Here is a 19,649-nt window from a genome sequence, read left to right as displayed (position 1 = left end):
CATGACGGCCGCGTTTGAAGAGTACGAAGACCTGCATCGCCTGGTCGACCAGCTCACTCCCGACCAGGCGGGAGAGCTTCGCGCGCACGCGCTACGGCTCGTCCATTCCTCTGAGCACACCGAGGACAGCAACTGGCCGCCTTCCTGGGTCGGCTCGATCCACGCCGAACGTACCGATATCTCGGAACGACTTGAAGAGCTGCGGAGTGAGGATGTCATCCTCACCGCGACGCAATGATTCTCGTCGATGCGGGACCGCTCATGGCCGCCGCTATCAAGAACGATGCGCACCACGAGCGGTGTGCCCTTGAGTTCGAGCGTCTGTTCAAGGAAAAGCGGGAACTTCTCGTCACTGGTTTCGTCGCAGCCGAGGTGTGCTACTGGCTGGGCAAGGCGAGCGCTCGGCTAGAGGCGGCGTTCCTCCGTTCTCTCGAATCTGGCCTGATGAATTTCATCGAGCTCACGAGGGCCGATCTCGCCCGGGCCACCGTGCTTGTCGAGCGATACGCGAGTTTACCCCTCGGCGGGGCGGACGCCTCCATCGTCGCGGTGGCCGAACGGCTGAAGATCGGCGAAGTGTTCACCCTCGACATGCGGCACTTCACCGTGGTGCGTCCCGTCCACGTCTCCGCGTTCACCCTGCTTCCGGCATAGCGCATTCGCTCTGCCTCCGCAGGCTTCCTCCTGTTGAGCGTTAGCGAGTCGAGACGATCGGCAACTAACGTGGGTCGCCGTTCGTCGGGATAAGTGCTGACACTTCCCCGGGTTGGCCATGGAGGACGGATGTACCCCCCGCAGCAGCAGAGGCGCCGCCGCAGCTTCGCCCCGTTCATCGTCGCGATCATCATCGCGGGCGCGCTCATCGTGGGGCTGAAGATGTTCTTCGGCGGGACCGGTGGGGGCGGCGCGGGCGGTGACAGCGATGACAAGGCCGCCAAGAGCCGTGCCTGCGGCGACGGTGGCGTGACGCTGACCATCGCGGCGTCCAGCGAGAAGGCAGAGCTCCTCGGCAAGATGGCCAAGGGGTACAGCGGGCGGAAGGTGGACGGGCACTGCGTCGACGTGGTCGTCAACTCCAAGGCGTCCGGCGAGGCGATGCAGTCCCTGGCCCGCGGCTGGGACAAGCGGGTGGACGGGCCGAAACCCGACGTGTGGACGCCCGCCAGCGCCGGCTGGATCACCCTGCTCCAGCGGCGGGTCGAGGGCGGCGACCGGGCCAGCCTCGTCTCCTCCGAGAACCCGACAATCGCCAAGTCACCGCTGGTGATCGCGATGCCGGAGCCGATGGCCAAGGCACTCGGCTGGCCGGCCAAGAAGATCGGCTGGTCGGACGTGCTGGAGCTCGCCAACGATCCGAAGGGGTGGGCGAAGTACGACCACCCCGAGTGGGGCGCGTTCCGCCTTGGCAAGACCAATCCGAACTTCTCCACATCCGGCCTCAACGCGACCGTCGGCGCCTATTTCGCCGCCACCGGTCTGTCGGGGGACCTTTCGGACAAGGACCTGACGGCCGCGCGTACGCGTGACTTCGTGAAGGGCGTCGAGCGGTCGATCGTCCACTACGGCGACACCACGCTGACGTTCCTGTCGAACCTGCAGAACGCCGACGACTCCGGCGCCGCGATGTCGTACGTCTCGGCGGTGGCCGTCGAGGAGAAGTCGGTGTGGGACTACAACCAGGGCAACCCCACCGGCGACCCGGCGACCCTCGGCAAGCACGCCAAGCCGAAGGTCCCGCTCGTGGCCATCTATCCGAAGGAGGGCACGCTCTTCTCGGATCATCCGTACGCCGTGCTGTCCTGGGCGGACGCCGACAAGAAGGCGATCGCGGCCGATTTCCTGAAATATCTGCAGTCGTCGGACCAGCAGGACAAGTTCGCGGAGTACGCCTTCCGTTCCTTCGACGGGAAGCCGGGCAAGCTGATCACCAAGGCCAACGGCCTCGACCCCAAGGAACCCGCGACGACGCTCAGCGTGCCCGCGCCGGGCGTGCTGGACCGGGTGCTGAAGAGCTGGGCGGAGCTGCGTAAGCCCGCCAACGTGCTGATGGTCCTCGACGTCTCGGGCTCGATGGGCGCGGAGGTGCCCGGCACCGGCAAGACCAAGCTCGACCTGGCCAAGCAGGCGGCCGTCAACGCGCTGCCGCAGTTCGGCCCCAACGACAGCGTCGGACTGTGGATGTTCTCCCTCAAGCAGGACGGCAACAAGGACTACCGCGAACTGGTGCCGATGGGCCGGGGGAGCCAGAGCCGGCTGAAGAGCCGGATCAACGGCCTCATCCCGAACGGCGGCACCGGCCTGTACGACACGGCGCTCGCGTCCTACCAGCACGTGCTCAAGCAGCAGAGCGGCGACGCCATCAACGCGGTGGTCCTGCTCACCGACGGCAGGAACGAGGACAACTACTCGATCTCGCTGGACGACCTGCTCGCCGAGCTGCACAAGGAGGCCGGACAGGACACGGTCCGGCTGTTCACCATCGCGTATGGCGCCGACGCCGACCTGGGGGTGCTCCGGAAGATCTCGCAGACCACGGACGCGGCGGCCTACGATTCACGCAAGCCGGGAAGCATCGATCAGGTGTTCACCGCAGTGATCTCCAACTTCTGAGCCGGAGCCCAACTTGTCCCGCTTCAGTGAGGAACTCCGCGACCCCTGGGCGCTACTCCTGGGCGCCACCGCGGGAGGTGCGGCCTGGGCCGTGAACGTGCACCCGGTCGGCGCGGCCTTCGTCGGCGTCGCCGTCTGGCTCGTCAAGGCGTTCGCCTCCGCATGGCAGTCGGCCGGCGGCGAGAGCCGTACGGAGGAACGGGAGGAGTTGCCGGCAGTAAGCCCGGGCAGCGCGGAGGAGGGGTGGCTGCGGCGGGCCGAGCGGGCGGCCGCGACCTTCGCCGATCTGACCGCCTCGATGCGCGGGCAGATCCTGCTCGACCGGATCGCCGCGATGCGGCCCGAGGTGGACGACACGGTGGCGACGCTGCGCCGGCTGGCCGGGCAGGCGACGGTCACCGGCTCGGCGCTCGCCCGCTTCGATCCGCGGTTCCTTCACCAGGAGCGTGAACGGCTCACGCGCGCCCGGCGGTCGGCCCGCGCGGAGGTCGCCGGTGAGCTCGACCGGTCGATCGCGTCGCTGGCGGCCCAGCAGGATGTGTACGACCGGGTGTCGGGCACACGGCAGCGGCTGCTGGCCCGGCTCGAGTCCGGCGCGATCAGCCTGGAGGGCCTGGTCGCCCGGGCGGTAGAGCTCTCCACGATGGCCGCCACCTCGTTGGAGACGAACGGCGGCACGAAGGCGCTCGAAGACCTCACCTCAGAACTGGAATTCACCCGGCAGAGCCTGCGCGAGGTCGAGGAGGCCACCCGAGACGATCTCGGCTGAGCCGGGCCCCTGGTGACCAGAATCATCATGAAATTCGATGTGCCGGGTCCGGTCGCGTCGATACCGGACAGCGGCACCAAGTTGCCGGCGACGTACATCCACCACTGCCACATTCTCGAACACGAAGACAACGACAACGACAAGATGCGCCAGTGGGCGCTAGTCGCCCCCCACACACGCATTCCGCCGCCGAAAGTTTCGGCATCGATTGATCAAGATTCTTGATCGTGTATGCGCGGGCAGGGCCACGGTCCGTGGCAGGGTCAGCGCGTCGCGGGGCCTGGGTGGCATCCACTGCCTGGGCCACCGACATCAGGTGGTGAGCAGGCGGGCGAGCTCGGCGGGGCCGGCGTTGGCTCCGGTGCAGATGACGGCGACTCTGCGTCCGGCGAAGCGCTCGCGGCGGGCCAGCAGCGCCGCCAGGGCGGCCGCACCCGCGCCCTCGGCCAGGGTGTGCGCCTCGGTGAGCAGCATCCGCTGGGCTCGCACGATCTCGTCGTCGGAGACCAGCATGAAGTCGGCCAGGCCGTCCCGCATCACGGCCTGGGGCGTGGCGAAGGCGGACCCGGTGGCGAGGCCGTCCACGACCGTTTTCATGGGTCGGCTGACCAGCTCGCCCAGACGCCACGAGTCGTGGGCGGCCGGGGCCTGGGCGGACTGGACTCCGATCACCTGACATTTCGGCGCGAGCGCCCGCGCGACCAGGCAAGCCGCCGCCGCACCGGTTCCGCTGCCGACCGGCACGAAGACCGCGTCGAGGTCGGGCCGCGCGGTGAGGACCTCGAAGTACAACGTGCCCACCCCGGCGATGATGTCGGGCTCGTCGGCGGGGCTGATCAACCTCCTCCCGGTACGGGCCGCCAGGGCACGGGCGTGCTCGGCGGCCTCGACCATGGTCGCCCCGGCGATCTCCACGGTGGCGCCGAGCGCCTCGACGGCGGCGACCTTGGCCGGGTTCGGGTTCTCCGGCATCACGATCGAGCACGCCACGCCGTACAGCCGGGCGGCGTACGCGATCGACTGGGCGTGATTGCCGGTCGAGTACGTCAGGACGCCGCGGGAGCGGTCCGCCATCCGCGCCAGCAGGTTGATCCCGCCGCGCACCTTGAACGCACCGGTGGGCTGCACGTTCTCGTGCTTGACGAACACCTCGGCTCCGACGGCGGCGTCGAGCACGGGATAGGACCACATCGGGGTTTCCGGGAGGTGCGCGGCGACGATCCGCCGGGCCTCCAGCACGTCACGGAGATCGTTCATGCCGCCCAGCCTGACGGAACAGCCTGGTACAAGTCCACCTCCGGCCACCGCCGCCCTGCTCGCCGCCCTCGACGAGAGGTCTTCCGGTCCCGCTCACGCCGACGCTTTTCAACCGAAGCGACATATCGGCCGGGTCTCGCCGTGGGTTCCTTGGTCGCCATGCCAATCATCGTGCCGAGCCGAACCCGGCTGTTCCGCTGTATCAGCCGGCTTTTCGGAACTCGGAGCCGCGCCTGGCTGAGGCGTCGGCGCACGCGGCGGCGAGCTCGTCCAAGGAGAGCCCCAACGCCGCGGCCAGAGCCGCGACCGTGAAGAAGGCGGGGGTGGGCGCCCAGCCGGTCTCTATCTTGCGCAGCGTCTCGGCGGACAGCCCGGCCGCCGCGGCGACCTCGACCATGCTGCGTTCGCCGCGGGCCTGCCGAAGCAGGGCGCCGAACCGCTCCCCCCGCAGCCGCTCCTCGGGGGTCAGGGGAACTCTCACCACGGACGGCAGCCGGGCCGCCCACATGGAGCACACCGTGGCCGTCACCGAGGACGGTCCCCGCGTCCTGACCCTGCTCTGATCGGAGGACCGGAAATCGAGATGCCGGGCGGGATGGCGGGATCGTACGATCGCGGGCATGCCTACTCCAGCGACACTCGCTCTCTTCGCCGCGGCCACACTCGCGCTGCTCGTGGTGCCGGGACCCGCCGTGGTCTACATCGTGACCCGCAGCGTCGCGCAGGGCCGTACGGCAGGGCTGGTGTCGGTGCTCGGCGTCCACGCGGGATCGCTGGTCCACGTGGGGGCGGCGGCCCTCGGGATCAGCGCCCTGCTGGCCGCCTCGGCCACCGCGTTCACGATCGTGAAGTACCTGGGCGCCGCCTACCTCGTCTGTCTCGGTGTGCGGAAGCTGATCCGGCGGTCCGAGGACGACTCACCCGAGGTCGCGGCCGCGTCACGGTCCCGGCTGTTCGGCGAGGGTTTCGTCGTCAACGTGCTCAACCCGAAGACGGCGATCTTCTTCCTCGCCTTCCTGCCGCAGTTCGCCGACCCGGCGCGCGGGCCGGTCGCCGCGCAGATCGTGCTGCTCGGCGTGATCTGGATCGTGCTCGGCATGGCGAGCGACGGAACGTACGCCGTGCTGGCCTCGGCCCTGGCCGGACGGCTGCGTTCCTCCGTCCGAGCCCGGCGGCGGCTCGACGTCGGCAGCGGCGTGGTCTATCTCGGCCTCGGCGCCGTGGCCGCCTTCGCGAGCGAGGGCTCCAAGCGGCTCTGATCGCAGCCCTCACGTGGCGGCGGCGCGTAACCCGTCAGATGGTGCGGTCATGGCCCTCCCAGTAGGGGTCGCGGAGCTTGCGTTTGAGCAGCTTGCCGTTGGGCTCGCGAGGCATCTCCGCGATGAAGTCGATCGACTTCGGCCACTTCATCCGGGACAGCCTGCCCGCCAGCGAGTCGAGCAGCTCCCTGGCGAGGTCGGGACCTGGTGACAGACCTTCGGCAGGCTCGACGACGGCCTTGATCTGCTCGCCCCACTCCTCGTCCGGGATCCCGAAGACCGCCACGTCGGCGACCTTGGGGTGGACCAGCAACTCCTTTTCGATCTCGGCGGGATAGATGTTGGCCCCGCCTGAGATGATCATGTCGGCCTTGCGGTCGCAGAGGAACAGGAAGTCGTCCTCGTCGAGATAGCCGATGTCGCCGACCGTGAAGAACCCGTCCAATCGGTTCGCCGCGGTCTTGGCGGGGTCGCCCTTGTACTCGAAGCCGGCGCCGGCCATCTTCATGTAGATCGTGCCGGGGGTGCCGGCCGGCACTTCCTTGAGGTCGTCGTCGACGATGCGGAGCTCGGCGATCGGCCAGGCCTTGCCCACCGTGCCGGGGTGCTTCTTCCAGTCCTCGGGGGTCGCGATCGTGCCGCCGCCCTCGGTGGCCGCGTAGTACTCGTAGATCACGTCACCCCACCAGTCCAGCATCTGCCGCTTGACCGGCACAGGGCAGGGCGCGGCGGCGTGGATCATCCACCGCAGCGAGGACAGGTCGTAGCCCCGCCGGATCTCCTCCGGCAGCCCCAGCAGCCGCTTGAAGTGCGTGGGCACCAGATGGGAGTTGGTCACCCGGTGTCGCTCGCACAGGCGCAGGGTCTCCTCGGGGTCCCACGTGTCCATGTAGACGAGCGTGTGGCCCATGTGCAGTGCCGTACCGCCGAACTGGGTGACGGCGGTGTGGTAGCTCGGCGAGGTGACCAGGTGGACGTTCGGCCGCCCGGTGGTGATCCCGAAGAAACCGAGCAGGAAGGACATCAGCTCGGCCGAGTCGTCGGGATCGAGCCCGTTGAGCGGGCGCCGTACCCCCTTCGGGCGGCCGGTCGTGCCGGAGGTGTAGTGCATGGTCGCCCCGGCCGTACGCTCCTCCGGGAGCGTGTCCGGCATGCCGCCGACCAGGTCGGACACCGGCCGGGCCCCCGCCACCTCCCCGAAGGCGTGGCAGCGGGCGGCGACGTCCGCCGCCGCGGCCCCGACCATCCCCGCCTCGGCGTACCGCTCGTGCAGGAAGAACGCCTTCGCCTCGCTGTCGGCGAGGATGTAGCCGATCTCGGGTCCGGTGAGGTGCCAGTTGATCGGTGTGTAATACCAGCCCGCCTGCAGGGCGGCCAGATAGAGGGTGAGTCCGTCCACGCCGTTCGGCGTCAGCCCGCAGATGCCGTCGCCGGGCCGGAGTCCCAGCCCGCGCAGCCCGTGGACCAGCCGGTTGGCCCGGGCGAGCAGCTCGCCGGCGGGGTAACGCGTGCCGTCGGGGTCGACCGCGGCGATCCAGTCCGGATCGGCCTGCGCCAACCTCCAGAAACCGAGTGAGCCCATCCGCAGCTCCCTTGGTGCGGTCCCGCCCGGGCCGCCCGGTGCCGGAACGAGCCGGTTCAGCCCATGAAGCACGCGAGTGGAACACGGGCGAGACGCCGACAGGTTCTGGCAATGCGAAGCGACACGGGCGAGAATCGGTTCTAGTTCTTGCGGGCAGACTAACCCGGGAAACAGCACGTAACAAGAACCGGTCCGCGCTCGGAGGGAAATCCGTGGATCTCCTGCCGATCAGCACCCCGCACTGCCGGACCGGGCGCGACGGCCACCTTGTGATCGTCCCGATGGACCGGCCCGAGGCCCGCAACGCGCTCTCGATGGACATGCTGGTCGGGCCGGCCACGGCATCCACGTGTCCGCATGTCCGAATGCGGGTCCGCCTCCGTCATACTGCAACGCGTTCCATTTCGGTGCGGAAGGCTCGTCGCGGAAGGCGTGGAGCGGGGTCGCTCCGGAACGCGTTCCAGCGAGGAGCGGCCCGCCAGGTCACCGGGTTTTCGCGATTCCCACCAAATTGATCACAAGATCGTATAGGATTGAGCGGGTGGTGCGATAATGGTGACGCTTGCCCTCACTACCTTAAGTCAGTGTTAATGACAAGTCGGGTATTGCGGGCATACCACAGGAGTCGTACCTTCCCGGTATGGATCTGGAGCTCCGCCATCTCAGAATCGTGCGCGAGGTCGCCGACGCCGGCAGCGTCACCAAGGCGGCCACCCGTCTCGGTCTGGCTCAGCCTTCGCTCACCGCACAGCTCAAGCGCATCGAGCGCTCTCTCGGGGGTCCCCTTTTCGAACGCGACCGTAACGGCGCCCGTCCCACACCACTCGGGGAAATGGTCCTGGCCCGGGCCCGCGTCCTGCTCCCCGCCGTACGCGAACTCCAAGAAGACGCGGTACGGTTCGCCAACACCTCCGAGCAGATCCCCGGCTACCGCCTCGGCGCCACCAACGGGTCAATCCTCGGCGGGCTGGTCGAGCGCCTCACCGCCGACAATCCGGGGTCGCCGGTGACGACCCGCACCTCGTGGTCGGCGCGCGAGCTGACGACGATGGTGACAGCGGGTCTGCTCGACTTCGCACTGGTCGGAACGTGCGGCGACAGCCCGCCGCCCCCATCGGACACGATGAGCTGGAGCGTCGTCGCCACCGACCCGGTCTTCGTCCTGCTCGCCGAGAATCACCCGCTCGCCGGCGAGAACGAGCTGGAGTTGTCGCAGCTCGCGGACGAGCAATGGGCGGCCGTACCCGGGGAGGGCTGCTTCTCCGACTGCTTCGTCGTCGCCTGCGCCCGTGCGGGATTCGTACCGAAGTCGATCTACGAGAGCGACGTCGCGACCTGCCTGCACCTGGTCGGAGTCGGCAATTCCGTGCTGCTCTGCCAGGCGACGTTCCAGCTCACGGCCGGGCTGGTGATGATGCCGCTGGCCGGGGCTCCGCTGCGCTGGCGGCACCTGCTCGGCTGGCACTACGACTCGATCGCCGCGCGGGTGGCGCCTTCGGTCGCCGCCCACGCCAGGGCCGCGCACGCGAACGCGGTGTCCCGCAGCCGCCGCTACGCCGACTGGTTGATCAACAATCCCCACTTCGGCACAGTCCCCTGACAACCGCACGCCCCCACCCCCACCCCACCTCCACCCCCCTGCCGTGATCTTGCGAATGCTCGCACGAATACACCCTGAGCAGGCAATACCTGTTTCGTGATCTTGAAGTTTCTCGCAGACCTACCCGCTGAACAACGTAAACGCTGTTCGTGATCTTGCACTCACGACAGCAGGATCACCAAACAAATATGCGCAGGTCAGGCGACCCGCCTGCGAGAAACTGCAAGATCACGATGGGTGGGGGGCGTAGAGGGGAGGGTGGGACGTGGGTTCCATAGTTCAGAGCGATTCCATAGCACTGGGCTATTGACGAAATGGTAGGTTCTCGAAATTTGACTCTCGGCTAGCTTGTCGGTCAAGCCCCCCTGTCACCAAGGAGAACGACATGCCCGACAGGCGCAGGTTCCCTCGGCACGCGGTTACCGCCGGCTGTGCCGTGGCCGTCAGTGCGATCACTCTGATGGCCGGTCCCGCGTCCGCGGCCCCCAACCCGGGTGCCGTTGCCTCCGACCAGCACGCAGCCCAGTCCGCCGTCTCCGTGACCAAGCCCCCGCCCGCGATGCTCGAGGCGATGCAGCGCGACCTCGGACTCAGCGAGAGCCAGGCCCAGGCCCGTCTGGCCAACGAAGCCCGCGCGATGGCGACCGACGAGAAGGTCCGTACCAACCTCGGCGACGCCTTCGCCGGGTCGTGGGTCACCGGGCCGACATCCGACGTCCTGATCGTCGCGACCAACGACGCCTCCAAGGCCGGCGCGATCCTCGCCGCGGGCGCGCAGCCCCAGATCGTCGGCCGGTCGCTGGGCACGCTCACCGCCGCCAAGGAAGCACTCGACAGGGTCGGCGACGCGCCCGCTTCGACCCCCGTCTGGTACGTCGACGTCAGGAGCAACAGCGTCGTCGTGCTCTCCTCCAACCCGGCCGAAGCCGAGGCGTTCATCGACGCCGGCGGCGCCGACAAGTCGCTGGTGCGGGTGGAGCAGTCCGCCGAGCAGCCGCAGACCTTCTACGATCTGCGCGGCGGCGATCCCTACTACATCAACAACTCGTCTCGCTGCTCCATCGGCTTCTCGGTACGGCGCGGCAGCACCAACGGATTCGTCACCGCCGGCCACTGCGGTCGTGCCGGCGACAGGACGACCGGGTACAACGGGGTCGCGCAGGGCGTCTTCCAATCCTCTCGCTTCCCCGGCAGCGACTACGCGTGGGTCGCGGTGAACAGCAACTGGACGCCCAGGCCGTACGTCAAGGGCAGCGGCGGCGGCAACGTCACCGTCAAGGGCTCGAACGTGGCCCCCGTGGGCTCCTCGATCTGCCGGTCGGGCTCGACCACGGGCTGGCACTGCGGTTACGTCCAGCAGCTCAACACCAGCGTCCGCTACTCGCAGGGCACTGTCAGCGGGGTGACGCGTACCAACGTGTGCGCCGAGCCCGGTGACTCCGGCGGCTCCTTCATCTCCGGCAGCCAGGCGCAGGGCATGACCTCCGGCGGCAGCGGCAACTGCAGGACCGGCGGCACGACCTACTTCCAGCCGGTCAGGCCGGCGCTGTCCGCCTTCGGACTCACCCTCGTCACCGGCTGATGAGGTAATCCTCGCGACAACGGCATCTCCGGCGCCGCCGCTCCCATCACCCCCCAATGGGCGCGGCGGCGCCTCTCTCAGCGGGGCAGGCGGCGCCAGATGGCCCTGGGCAGGATCCGCATCAGGGCGAATACCGGCCCGAGCCGGGCCGGCACCCACACCGTACGCCGCCTCGACCTGAGCGCGTCGATCACGGCGTCGGCGACGGCGTCCACGGTCACCGACATCGGAGCGGGAGTCATCCCCCGGGTCATCCTGCCGATCACGAACCCCGGGCGGACGACCACGACCCGGGCGCCCGACCCGTGGAGGGAGTCGGCCAGCCCCTGCGCGAAGCCGTCCAGGCCCGCCTTGGCCGAGCCGTACACGAAGTTCGCCCTGCGCACCCGCACGCCGGCCACCGACGACAGGACTATGAGCGTGCCGTGGCCCTGCTCGCGCAGCGACCGCGCGGCGGCCAGGCCGGCCGAGACGTGTCCGCCGAAGTTGACCGCCACGTCGCGCGCGGCCACCACCGGGTCCTCGTCGTAGACCGCCTGGCTGCCGAGCACGCCGAAGGCCGGGATCACCACATCGAGGTCGCCGAGCTTGGCCGCGGCCTCCTCGATCAGCGTGACGTGCGTCTCCGGGCGGGCGGCGTCGAAGTCGGCCAGGTGGACCTCGGCCCCGAGCCGTTCGAGCCTTTCGATGTCTTCGGCCGGTGCCGTACCGCCCCGCGCGGCCAGCATGACTCGACGGGCGCCGTCCCGCACGAGCCGCTCCACGATGGCGAGGCCGATCTCGCTGCGCCCGCCCAGCAGCAGGACCGTGTCTATGCCGCCCAACGCGTTTCTCACATTCCTCATCAAAGCAGGCCTTCAGCCAAAGGTTTGCCTGCGATCAGAGCAGGCCCTCGATCAGAGCAGGCGCAGCCGCCGGGCCAGGTCGGAGACGAACAGCCCGTCGGGGTCGGCCCGCCGCCGGATCTCCCGCCACTCGTCAAGCCGGGGATAGGTGGCGGACATCATCGCGGCGGACATGCGGGAGTCCTTGGCCAGGTAGATCCGTCCCCCGGCGGCCGCGACCCACTCGTCCAGCTCGGTCAGCATCCCGGCCAGGCCGGACTGGGCGGCCGGGATGTCCAGGGCCAGCGTCCATCCGGGCATGGGGAACGACAGCATCGCCGGAGTGCCCCGCCCGAACCGCTTCAGCACGGTCAGGAACGACACCACCCCCGCGCCCGACAGCCTCGCCACCACCCGTCGCAGGGTGTCCTCGGCCCCGAACGGCACGGCGAACTGGTACTGCACGAAGCCGCGTGAGCCGTACATCCGGTTCCATCCGGCGACCCCGTCGAGGGGATGGAAGAAGGGTGCGATGCCCTGAATCAGCCGCTTGCCGGCGGCGGGCGCCGCCTTGCCGTACCAGGCGGCGTTGAACGCCCTGACGGTCGCACGGTTGAGCAGCCCGCCGGGCGCCCACGGTGGCGCGGCGAGGCGGGGGCGCGGTCCGAAGGCGAGCCGGTCGCGGCGCATCCGGGCGGGCAGGTCCGCCGGCGCGGCGTGGTCACCGCGGGTGAGCACACTCCTGCCCATCCGACGGCCCCCGGCCAGCAGGTCGATCCAGGCGACGGTGTAGCGGTAGCGGTGGTCGGTCTCGGCCATCGTCTCCAGGGTCTGGTCGAGATCGCGCGTCCGCTCGACGTCCACCACCATCCGGGAGGTCTCGACGGGGACGCACCGGAAGGTCGCCTCGAGGATGACGCCGGTGAGCCCCATGCCGCCCACGGTGGCCCAGAAGAGCTCGTCGTCCGGGGTGAGCTCATGGATCGTCCCATCGGCGGTCAGCAGGCGCAGCGACCGGACGTGCGCGCCGAAAGAGGAGTCCACGTGATGGTTCTTGCCGTGGACGTCGGCGGCGACGGCTCCGCCGACCGTGACATATCGGGTGCCCGGTGTTACCGGGACGAACCAACCTTTCGGCATCAGATCGGTCATCAGGTCGTGCAGGCTGACCCCGGCCGAGGCGGTGACCAGGCCAGTGGGATCGAGCCGCCACGACGGTCCGCCCCCCGTACGGTCGCCCTGCGTACTGTCGAGCCCCGTGCAGTCGAGCCCCGTACTGTCGAGCCCCGTGCAGTCGAGGACCAGGCCGCCGGCGTTCTGGGCGGCGTCGCCGTACGAGCGGCCGAGGCCGCGCGCCACGACGCCGCGCCGGCCCGCCCGCGTGAGCAGTGCGGCGGCCTCCGCGGCCGATCGCGGCCGCGCCAGGGTGGCGGGTGTGGGGGCGGTGCGTCCCCACCCGGTCAAGAGAGTCATGACAGGTGGATCCCGAGGGCGAGCAGAAGCAGCATCATGGCGATGAAGACCTGGAGCGGGCGATCCCCGAGGGCGAGCTCCTCGGGCTCCTCCCCCACTCCGCGGTCCACGAGTAGAGCATGCCGCAACACGACGAGGACGAACGGCACGATGCTCAGCGCGTAACACGCCTTGGCCGCCCCCGTGTGCTCCTGCAGCGCCCAGAGGCAGTACGTCACGATCATCGCCCCTGACGCCACGGCGCGGACGTGGGCGAGGTAGCTCGGGGTGTAGACCGACAGTGTGGCCCGGGTGTCGCGGACCGTACCTTGGGTGGCCGGAGTGCCGGTGGCCGGAGTGCCGGTGGCCGGAATGGACGAGCGCAGCTCCGCCTCCCGCTTGCCGGTGACGAGCAGCAGCGACCCCAGCGAGACGACGACGAGGAACCAGCTCGTCACGGGTACGGCCACCGCCACGGCGCCGGCGTAGGCCCGGATCACGTGGCAGCCCGCGACGGCGACGAGATCGACGACCGGCTGATGCTTGAGCCACCACGTATAGGAGAAGGTGAGCGCGAGGTAGGCGGCGACCACCGCGCCGAGAGGCCGCCCACCGGCGAACGCGACGATGAGGCCGAGCGCCGGCAGGACCGAGCCGGCGAGCCTGGCGACCCGGATCGGTACGATCCCGGCCGCGATCGGGCGCAGCCGCTTGCGCGGGTGCCGGCGGTCGGCCGCCGCGTCCGCCGCGTCGTTGAACAGGTAGGTGCCGCTCGCCGCGAGGCAGAACGCCACGAACGCGATGAGCGAGCCGCGCAGTCCAGCACCCGTGGTGAGCACCCCGGCCGCCGCCGGGGCGGCGAACACGAGCGCGTTCTTGAGCCACTGCCGGGGGCGGCAGGCGCGCAGCAGGCCGACCGCCTGCGATCGCGGGGCCGTACCCGGCACCCCGCCCGCCGATGACGTCGCCATCGGCGGCGCCGCGCTGTCTCTGCTCATGTCACCGCCCGTCGCGCAGCCACGCGCTCAGTGACGACGGGCCTGCGGAACGCGCAGGAAGGGGACTATTCCGGCGACCACCATGATGCCGAGGATAGGCGAGAACAACGGGATCGCGGTCCCGATCAACGTGATCGGGTTCACGTCGTCCAGCCGGGCCGTCCTGTCGAGCCGTTGCCGGTTTCCCCGCACACGAAGGTCGCGTCAACGGCCCGGCGTACGCCTGCCCGGGGTCACCTGCCCGGTTCGGGGTCGCGTGGCAGGCCGAGCATGCGCTCGCCGATGATGTTGAGCTGCACCTCGGTCGTGCCACCGTAGATCGTCATGGCACGGGTGGCCAGGACGGCGCGGTTCCAGTAGCCGGCGTCGCCGAGCTTCCAGTCCGCCGCGGTGACCGCCGCCGCGCCGAGCAGGCTCACCGCCGTCTCGGACACGTGCTGAGCGTGGGAGGTGGACAGCAGCTTGCGCACCGACGCGTCGGCGCCCGGCTCGGACCCGGCGAGCTGGCGCAGCGTCACCCGGAGCGACAGCGCGTTGATCGAGTGTCCCTCGCAGACGACGCGCGCGACCTCCTGCCGCTCGACCTGGGTCAGTTCCCGGCCGAGCCTGCCCGCCAGGGCGAGCAGGTCGGGCACCGAGGAGCCGGTGCCCCCCGAGCCCGACGACAGCGACACCCGCTCGTTGGACAGCGTGTTGCGCGCGACTCGCCAGCCCTCGTTCACCTCGCCGACGACCAGTTCGTCGGGCACGAACACGTCGTCGAGGAAGACCTCGTTGAACAGGTTCTCCCCGGTCATCTCGGTGAGCGGACGCACGGTCACGCCCGGCGCCTTCATGTCGACGAGGAAATAGGTGATGCCGTCATGCTTGGGCTTGGCCGGGTCGCTGCGGGCGATGCAGATCGCCCATTCGGCGACGTGCGCCAGCGAAGTCCAGATCTTCTGGCCGTTGAGCTTCCAGCCGCCCTCGACCTTCTCGGCCTTCATCTGCAGCGAGGCGAGGTCGGACCCGGCGCCCGGCTCGGAGAAGAGCTGGCACCAGATCATCTCGCCGCTGAGCGTGGGCGGCAGGAATCGCTCCTGTTGCTCCGGCGTGCCGTACGAGACGAGGGACGGCACCACCCACGCACCGATGATCATCTGCGGCGGCTTGATCTTGGCGGCCCTGACCTCCTGGTGGATCAGCACCTGCTCCAGCGGGCTCGCGTCGCGACCCCACGGTCGGGGCAGGTGCGGCATGACGAATCCGGCCTTCGCCAGCGCCCGCTTCTGCTCCGCGGCTTCCAGCACGGCGATCTCGGCGAGTTCGGCGCGGATCGCGGCCCGCATCGGCTCGGCGTCCTCGGGTAGTTCGATCTCCATCTCGCGGCCGACGCCGTTCAGCGCCGGCGCGGCGACCCTGTCCGCCCACTCGGCCGACGGACCGAGCAGCGCCCGGATCGTGAGCGCACGCCGGTAGTACAGGTGCGCGTCGTGCTCGTACGTGTAACCGATGCCGCCGAACGTCTGGATCGCGTCCTTCGCGCACCGCACGGCGGCGTCCGGCGCCATCACCCCGGCGATCGCGGCAGCGTAGGCCCGTTCGTCGCCGATCGCCCTGGTGGCGTCCCAGACCGTGGCCCGGGCCTGCTCCAGCACGACGAGCATCCGCGACAGTTTGTGCTTGATGCCCTGGAACTGCCCGATGGGACGGCCGAACTGCACGCGGACCTTGGCGTAGTCGGCGGCCGCCGCCACGCACCACGCCGCGACGCCGGCCGCGTCGGCCCCCAGGATGATCGCCGCGAGGTTCCCGACCTCGGTTTCGGTCAGGCCGTCGAGCACGCGTTCCGCCGGTACGGCCACCGCCGCCACCTCGACCCTGGCCACGCCCCGGGTCAGGTCGAGCGGCTCGACCCGCGTGATCGAGGCGTTGGCGGCGTCGACGGCCACCCACTCCCGTCCGCGGTCCGTCGACACCGGCAGCACCAGCACGTCGGCGAGGGCGCCGCCGAGAACGGGCTCGGCGACACCGCTGATCGTCAGCACACCTCCCTCGCGGACACCCGAGATCGAGCCGGTCAGCGCGAGAGCGCCGGTCAGCGTGCCGTCGGCCAGCCCCGGCAGCAGCTCCGCCTGTGCCTTGCCGTTCGAGGCGAGGATCGCCGCGCTCGCGAGCACGGTGGGGACGTACGGCCCCGGCGCGACGCGTTCGGCCAGCGCCTCGACCACGACCGCGGTCTCCAGCAGGCCATATCCCGAGCCGCCGTGCTCCTCGGGGACGTGCAGGCCGAGCAGGCCCTGATCGGCGAGCCCCCTCCAGTAGGCGGGTCGCGTCCCGGGGTCGGAGTCTGCGTCCGAGCCTGTGTCGGAGTCCGAGCCGGGGTCTGTCCGGGAGGCCGTCGACCCGGCGACGACACTCCTCACCACATCCATGGGGATGTTGCGCTCAGCCCACCCGCTCACCGATGCGCGGAGCGCCGCGTGCTCCTCGCTCAGCCCGATCGCCATGTGATCCTCCGCTCCAGAAGCCTAGTAGAACCATATTCTAGAGCGATGTTCGTTGGCTAGATCAGATTAGATCCGACCAAAGCGGGCCTACCGCCCTTACCGTCGTCGCCTCCCCGGCTCGGATTCATGACAGACGTCCGGCTTCGGAATCGGGACCGCCAAACGCTCGCCGACACTCCGGTAGCCTCCGCCGTTTTGGGTAGACAAGCCGCTATGGAGCTCTCACGGAAGGTCACCCGAACGGCGGCGGCACTGGCACTGGCCACGCTCACCGCATGCGGGGGCGGCGGCGTGGCGACCGGCGGTCCGGCGGCGCAGCAGCCCGCGCCGGCTGCGACGGCTCCCCCCGCCTCGACCCCCGAGCCGACGAATCCGACGAATCCGACGGCCCTGGAGTCGGTCTACGAGAGCGTGATCAAGAAGGTGCTCCCGTCGACCGTCCAGATCACCACGGGCCGGTCCCTGGGCTCCGGGATCATATATGACACTCAGGGGCATATCGTGACGAATGCCCACGTGGTGGGAGATTCACAGGAGTTCGACGTCACGCTCGCGACCGGTGGCAAGCCCCGGAAGGCGAAGCTCGTCAACACCTTCCCCGCCGGCGACCTGGCGGTGATAAAGGTTGACGACACCCGGGGCCTGACCCCGGCGTCCTTCGGCCGGTCGGCCGACCTCCGCGTCGGGCAGATCGTGCTCGCGATGGGCAACCCGCTCGGCTTCTCCGGCAGCGTCACGCAGGGCATCGTGTCGGCACTGGGCCGTACCGTCTCGGGCGAGAGCCACGAGGGCAGGCCCGGAGCGACCATCTCCAACGCCATCCAGACCTCTGCCCCGATCAACCCGGGCAACAGCGGCGGAGCCCTCGTCGACCTGTCCGGAAAGGTCATCGGCATCCCGACGCTCGCGGCCGTCGACCCCCAACTCGGCGCGGCGCCGGGCATCGGCTTCGCCATTCCCAGCGACACGGCCACCGACGTGGCCAACCAGATCATCAAGAACGGCCGGGTCGTCAACAGCCACCGTGCGGCGCTGGGAGTCCGTGTGGGCACGGCGGTCGACGCCCAGGGCAACCCCATCGGCGTCGTCGTCGGCTCGGTCACCCCGGGCAGCGGCGCCGAGAAGGCGGGCATCGTGCCCGGCGACGTGATCCGGAGCATCAACGACAAGCCGACTGCGACGGCCAACGCGCTGTCCCAGCTGCTGGCCTCGATGAAGCCGGGCGACAAGGTGACGGTCAAGCTGCTCCACCCCGACGGCGGCACCGCCACGGTCGACGTCGCCCTCGGCGAGCTCCCCACCGCCCAGTAGCCGCCTCCACCTCAGATGATCCCCTTCCGCGCAAGGTGCACGGATCTTGACAAGTTGATGTGAGATAACCGGATTTCGACTGGTGGGCGGTCGGGGCCGCTTGCTACGGTCACGGCGTGATCTCCCCCGAACTCACGCGGTTCATCGCCGGACTGCCGAAGGCCGAGTTGCACGTCCACCACGTCGGCGCCGCGTCGCCCCGGATCGTCGCCGAGCTCGCGGCCCGCCACGAGGGGACGACATCCGTGCCGGCCGACCCCGTCCTGCTGCGGTCGTTCTACGACTTCCGGGACTTCGACCACTTCATCGAGGTCTACCAGGCCGTCATGGACCTGATCAGGAAGCCGGACGACCTGTGGTCGCTGATCCACGGTGTCGGCCGCGACATGGCCGAGCAGCGGATCCGGTACGCCGAACTGACGGTCACACCCCAGCCCCACCTCGCCAGGGGCTTCGCCCCCGAGGAGTTCTGCGAGATCATCGAAGACGCCCGGAGGCGGGTCGAGGCTGACTTCGGCACCGTGCTGCGCTGGTGCTTCGACATTCCGAGCCCCGCTGCCGCCGACCAGACCCTGGCGGTGGCGCTCGACCAGCGTCCCGATGGGCTGGTGAGCTTCGGGCTGGGCGGTCCCGAGGCCGGGGTGCCCCGCAGCCGGTTCGCCCCGCATTTCGCCGCCGCCCGTGCCGCCGGGCTGCACTCGGTTCCGCATGCCGGGGAGGTCACGGACGCCCGGATGGTCTGGGAGGCCGTACGGGATCTCGGCGCCGAGCGGATCGCCCACGGCATCCGAAGCGTTGAGGACCCCACCCTGCTCGAATACCTGGCCGCCAACGAGATCACGCTCGAGGTTTGCCCCACGTCCAACATCAGCACCGGGGCGGTCCCGAGCCTGGCCGATCACCCACTACCCGAACTGGTCAAGGCCGGGGTGCCCGTCACGATCAACACGGACGATCCGCCGATGTTCGGGACCACGCTCGACCAGGAGTACTCGGTAGCCGCCGAACTGCTCTCCCTCGACGCCGGCGGCGTCGCGGACCTGGCGCGGTCGGCTGTCCGCGCATCCTTCCTCAGCCCAGAGGGAAAAGGCGCCCTCCTCGCCGAAATCGACGCCTACGCCGCCGAGCACACCCCAGCCGTTCTACTTGATGGCACGGTGTAGCACCTCGCGGGTACAGTTGGTGTATGACAAGTCCTGAGCCTGACCTCACCCACCAGATCTCCCAGCGTGATCTACGCAACCGTTCCGCAGAGATCATGGACGGCCTGGAGCGTGGGGAGCGATACGCCGTCACCCGCAACGGACATCACATCGGCGACCTGGTTCCGATTCGCCGTCGGCGGCGAGCCGTCTCCCGAGCCGAGTTCGCCGCCGTTTCCCGGGGCATGCCCCGCCTGGATGACCGACGGTACCGGGCCGAGATGGATCGCTACGTCAACGATGAGCTTTACGACCCCTACGACCGGACCTACGGCAAGGGCGAGTTCACCGAGGACGAGCAGTGAATCATTCCCCGGGGCTACTCGATACCAACATCCTGATCCTGCGTGCAGACATCGACCATGACGAACTACCCGACGAGATGATGATCAGTTCGATCACCACGGCAGAACTGTCGGTCGGCGTTCTGACTGCGACCGACCCCCGGGAACTCGCCCAGCGCATGAAGATCCTGCAGGCTGCCGAGGCCGAGTTCGACCCTCTCCCCTTCGACCAAACCGCGGCCCGTGAGTACGGCCAGCTTTGGACTGCTGTCATCGCGTCGGGCCGCAAACCCCGTCCCAGGACTGCCGACCTGATGATCGCCTGTGTGGCTATCGCTAATCGGCTACCCCTTTACACCTGCAACCCGAAGGACTTCAAAGGGCTGGATCACCTCCTCACCGTGATCCCGGTAACCCGTCCTCGTTGAGA

General features: G+C 69.4%; 19 protein-coding genes and 1 pseudogene. 13 read left to right on the top strand and 7 right to left on the bottom strand.

What is annotated here, in order from left to right; genetic code table 11:
• The first annotated feature begins 1 nt into the window (after position 1).
• The 5 genes from Mth01_RS05555 (at position 2) to Mth01_RS05535 (ending at position 3,604) form a co-directional block, all read left to right on the top strand.
• Positions 2-238: a hypothetical protein gene (locus tag Mth01_RS05555; RefSeq protein WP_204012282.1), complete on the top strand. Its 237-nt coding sequence runs from the start codon at positions 2-4 to the stop codon at positions 236-238.
• On the top strand, positions 235-654 hold the full coding sequence (locus Mth01_RS05550) for a type II toxin-antitoxin system VapC family toxin (RefSeq protein ID WP_204012279.1): 420 nt from the start codon (positions 235-237) through the stop codon (positions 652-654). Before Mth01_RS05555 ends, Mth01_RS05550 begins: the two co-directional genes overlap by 4 nt.
• A 129-nt stretch (positions 655-783) precedes the next feature.
• The gene (locus tag Mth01_RS05545; RefSeq protein WP_204012276.1) at positions 784-2,610 is read left to right on the top strand and encodes a substrate-binding and VWA domain-containing protein; all 1,827 of its coding nucleotides are present in this window, start codon (positions 784-786) and stop codon (positions 2,608-2,610) included.
• A gap of 13 nt (positions 2,611-2,623) precedes the next feature.
• Complete coding sequence (locus Mth01_RS05540; RefSeq protein ID WP_204012274.1) at positions 2,624-3,379, top strand: hypothetical protein; 756 nt, start codon at positions 2,624-2,626, stop codon at positions 3,377-3,379.
• Positions 3,380-3,391: 12 nt separating this feature from the next.
• Complete coding sequence (locus Mth01_RS05535) at positions 3,392-3,604, top strand: hypothetical protein (RefSeq protein ID WP_204012272.1); 213 nt, start codon at positions 3,392-3,394, stop codon at positions 3,602-3,604.
• A gap of 87 nt (positions 3,605-3,691) precedes the next feature.
• Here the strand turns inward: Mth01_RS05535 and Mth01_RS05530 are convergent, their stop codons facing one another.
• Positions 3,692-4,636, bottom strand: coding sequence for a threonine ammonia-lyase (locus Mth01_RS05530; RefSeq protein ID WP_204012271.1), 945 nt, complete (start codon positions 4,634-4,636; stop codon positions 3,692-3,694).
• A gap of 202 nt (positions 4,637-4,838) precedes the next feature.
• Entirely contained in the window at positions 4,839-5,120 is a 282-nt protein-coding gene (locus Mth01_RS05525; RefSeq protein WP_204012674.1) for a helix-turn-helix domain-containing protein, read from the bottom strand.
• On the opposite strand from Mth01_RS05525, the pseudogene Mth01_RS29555 reads away from it, so the two are divergent.
• Positions 5,113-5,199, top strand: a pseudogene (locus Mth01_RS29555) (type I methionyl aminopeptidase); the annotation flags it as partial. The gene Mth01_RS05525 and the pseudogene Mth01_RS29555 sit on opposite strands and share 8 nt — an antisense overlap.
• A 57-nt stretch (positions 5,200-5,256) precedes the next feature.
• Positions 5,257-5,895 (top strand): LysE family translocator, encoded by a 639-nt coding sequence (locus Mth01_RS05520; protein WP_204012269.1) that lies wholly within the window; start codon positions 5,257-5,259, stop codon positions 5,893-5,895.
• Positions 5,896-5,929: 34 nt separating this feature from the next.
• On the opposite strand, the gene Mth01_RS05515 is transcribed toward Mth01_RS05520, so the two are convergent.
• Positions 5,930-7,477, bottom strand: coding sequence for an acyl-CoA synthetase (locus tag Mth01_RS05515; protein WP_204012267.1), 1,548 nt, complete (start codon positions 7,475-7,477; stop codon positions 5,930-5,932).
• A 640-nt stretch (positions 7,478-8,117) separates the two neighbouring features.
• Here Mth01_RS05515 and Mth01_RS05510 point away from each other — a divergent pair.
• Together Mth01_RS05510 and Mth01_RS05505 are read left to right on the top strand one after the other, a co-directional pair.
• Positions 8,118-9,077 carry a LysR family transcriptional regulator gene (locus Mth01_RS05510; RefSeq protein ID WP_204012265.1) on the top strand — a complete coding sequence of 320 codons (960 nt, stop codon included), beginning with the start codon at positions 8,118-8,120 and terminating at the stop codon, positions 9,075-9,077.
• A 385-nt stretch (positions 9,078-9,462) separates the two neighbouring features.
• Entirely contained in the window at positions 9,463-10,659 is a 1,197-nt protein-coding gene (locus Mth01_RS05505; protein ID WP_239089385.1) for a S1 family peptidase, read from the top strand.
• 77 nt (positions 10,660-10,736) lie between these two features.
• Here the strand turns inward: Mth01_RS05505 and Mth01_RS05500 are convergent, their stop codons facing one another.
• The 4 genes from Mth01_RS05500 to Mth01_RS05485 all read right to left on the bottom strand — a co-directional run bounded on the left by Mth01_RS05500 (position 10,737) and on the right by Mth01_RS05485 (position 16,422).
• Positions 10,737-11,495: a decaprenylphospho-beta-D-erythro-pentofuranosid-2-ulose 2-reductase gene (locus Mth01_RS05500; protein WP_204012263.1), complete on the bottom strand. Its 759-nt coding sequence runs from the start codon at positions 11,493-11,495 to the stop codon at positions 10,737-10,739.
• Positions 11,496-11,555: 60 nt separating this feature from the next.
• Positions 11,556-12,956, bottom strand: a complete 1,401-nt coding sequence (locus Mth01_RS05495) for an FAD-binding oxidoreductase (RefSeq protein WP_204012250.1) — start codon at positions 12,954-12,956, stop codon at positions 11,556-11,558.
• Complete coding sequence (locus tag Mth01_RS05490; RefSeq protein WP_407695922.1) at positions 12,953-13,933, bottom strand: decaprenyl-phosphate phosphoribosyltransferase; 981 nt, start codon at positions 13,931-13,933, stop codon at positions 12,953-12,955. Before Mth01_RS05490 ends, Mth01_RS05495 begins: the two co-directional genes overlap by 4 nt.
• Before the next feature lie 233 nt (positions 13,934-14,166).
• Complete coding sequence (locus Mth01_RS05485; RefSeq protein WP_204012247.1) at positions 14,167-16,422, bottom strand: acyl-CoA dehydrogenase; 2,256 nt, start codon at positions 16,420-16,422, stop codon at positions 14,167-14,169.
• 213 nt (positions 16,423-16,635) lie between these two features.
• Between Mth01_RS05485 and Mth01_RS05480 the strand changes: the two genes are divergently transcribed.
• The 4 genes from Mth01_RS05480 (at position 16,636) to Mth01_RS05465 (ending at position 19,647) form a co-directional block, all read left to right on the top strand.
• Positions 16,636-17,733, top strand: a complete 1,098-nt coding sequence (locus Mth01_RS05480; RefSeq protein WP_204012244.1) for a S1C family serine protease — start codon at positions 16,636-16,638, stop codon at positions 17,731-17,733.
• Between the two features lie 116 nt (positions 17,734-17,849).
• Positions 17,850-18,896 carry an adenosine deaminase gene (locus tag Mth01_RS05475; protein ID WP_239089384.1) on the top strand — a complete coding sequence of 349 codons (1,047 nt, stop codon included), beginning with the start codon at positions 17,850-17,852 and terminating at the stop codon, positions 18,894-18,896.
• 23 nt (positions 18,897-18,919) lie between these two features.
• The gene (locus Mth01_RS05470; protein ID WP_204012242.1) at positions 18,920-19,240 is read left to right on the top strand and encodes a type II toxin-antitoxin system Phd/YefM family antitoxin; all 321 of its coding nucleotides are present in this window, start codon (positions 18,920-18,922) and stop codon (positions 19,238-19,240) included.
• Positions 19,237-19,647: a type II toxin-antitoxin system VapC family toxin gene (locus Mth01_RS05465; RefSeq protein WP_204012239.1), complete on the top strand. Its 411-nt coding sequence runs from the start codon at positions 19,237-19,239 to the stop codon at positions 19,645-19,647. Before Mth01_RS05470 ends, Mth01_RS05465 begins: the two co-directional genes overlap by 4 nt.
• Positions 19,648-19,649 lie beyond the last annotated feature (2 nt).

Origin of the sequence: Sphaerimonospora thailandensis (assembly GCF_016863115.1) — a bacterium.
GTDB classification, from domain to species: Bacteria; Actinomycetota; Actinomycetes; order Streptosporangiales; family Streptosporangiaceae; genus Sphaerimonospora; species Sphaerimonospora cavernae.
This window is presented reverse-complemented; position numbering and strand designations above follow the sequence as displayed.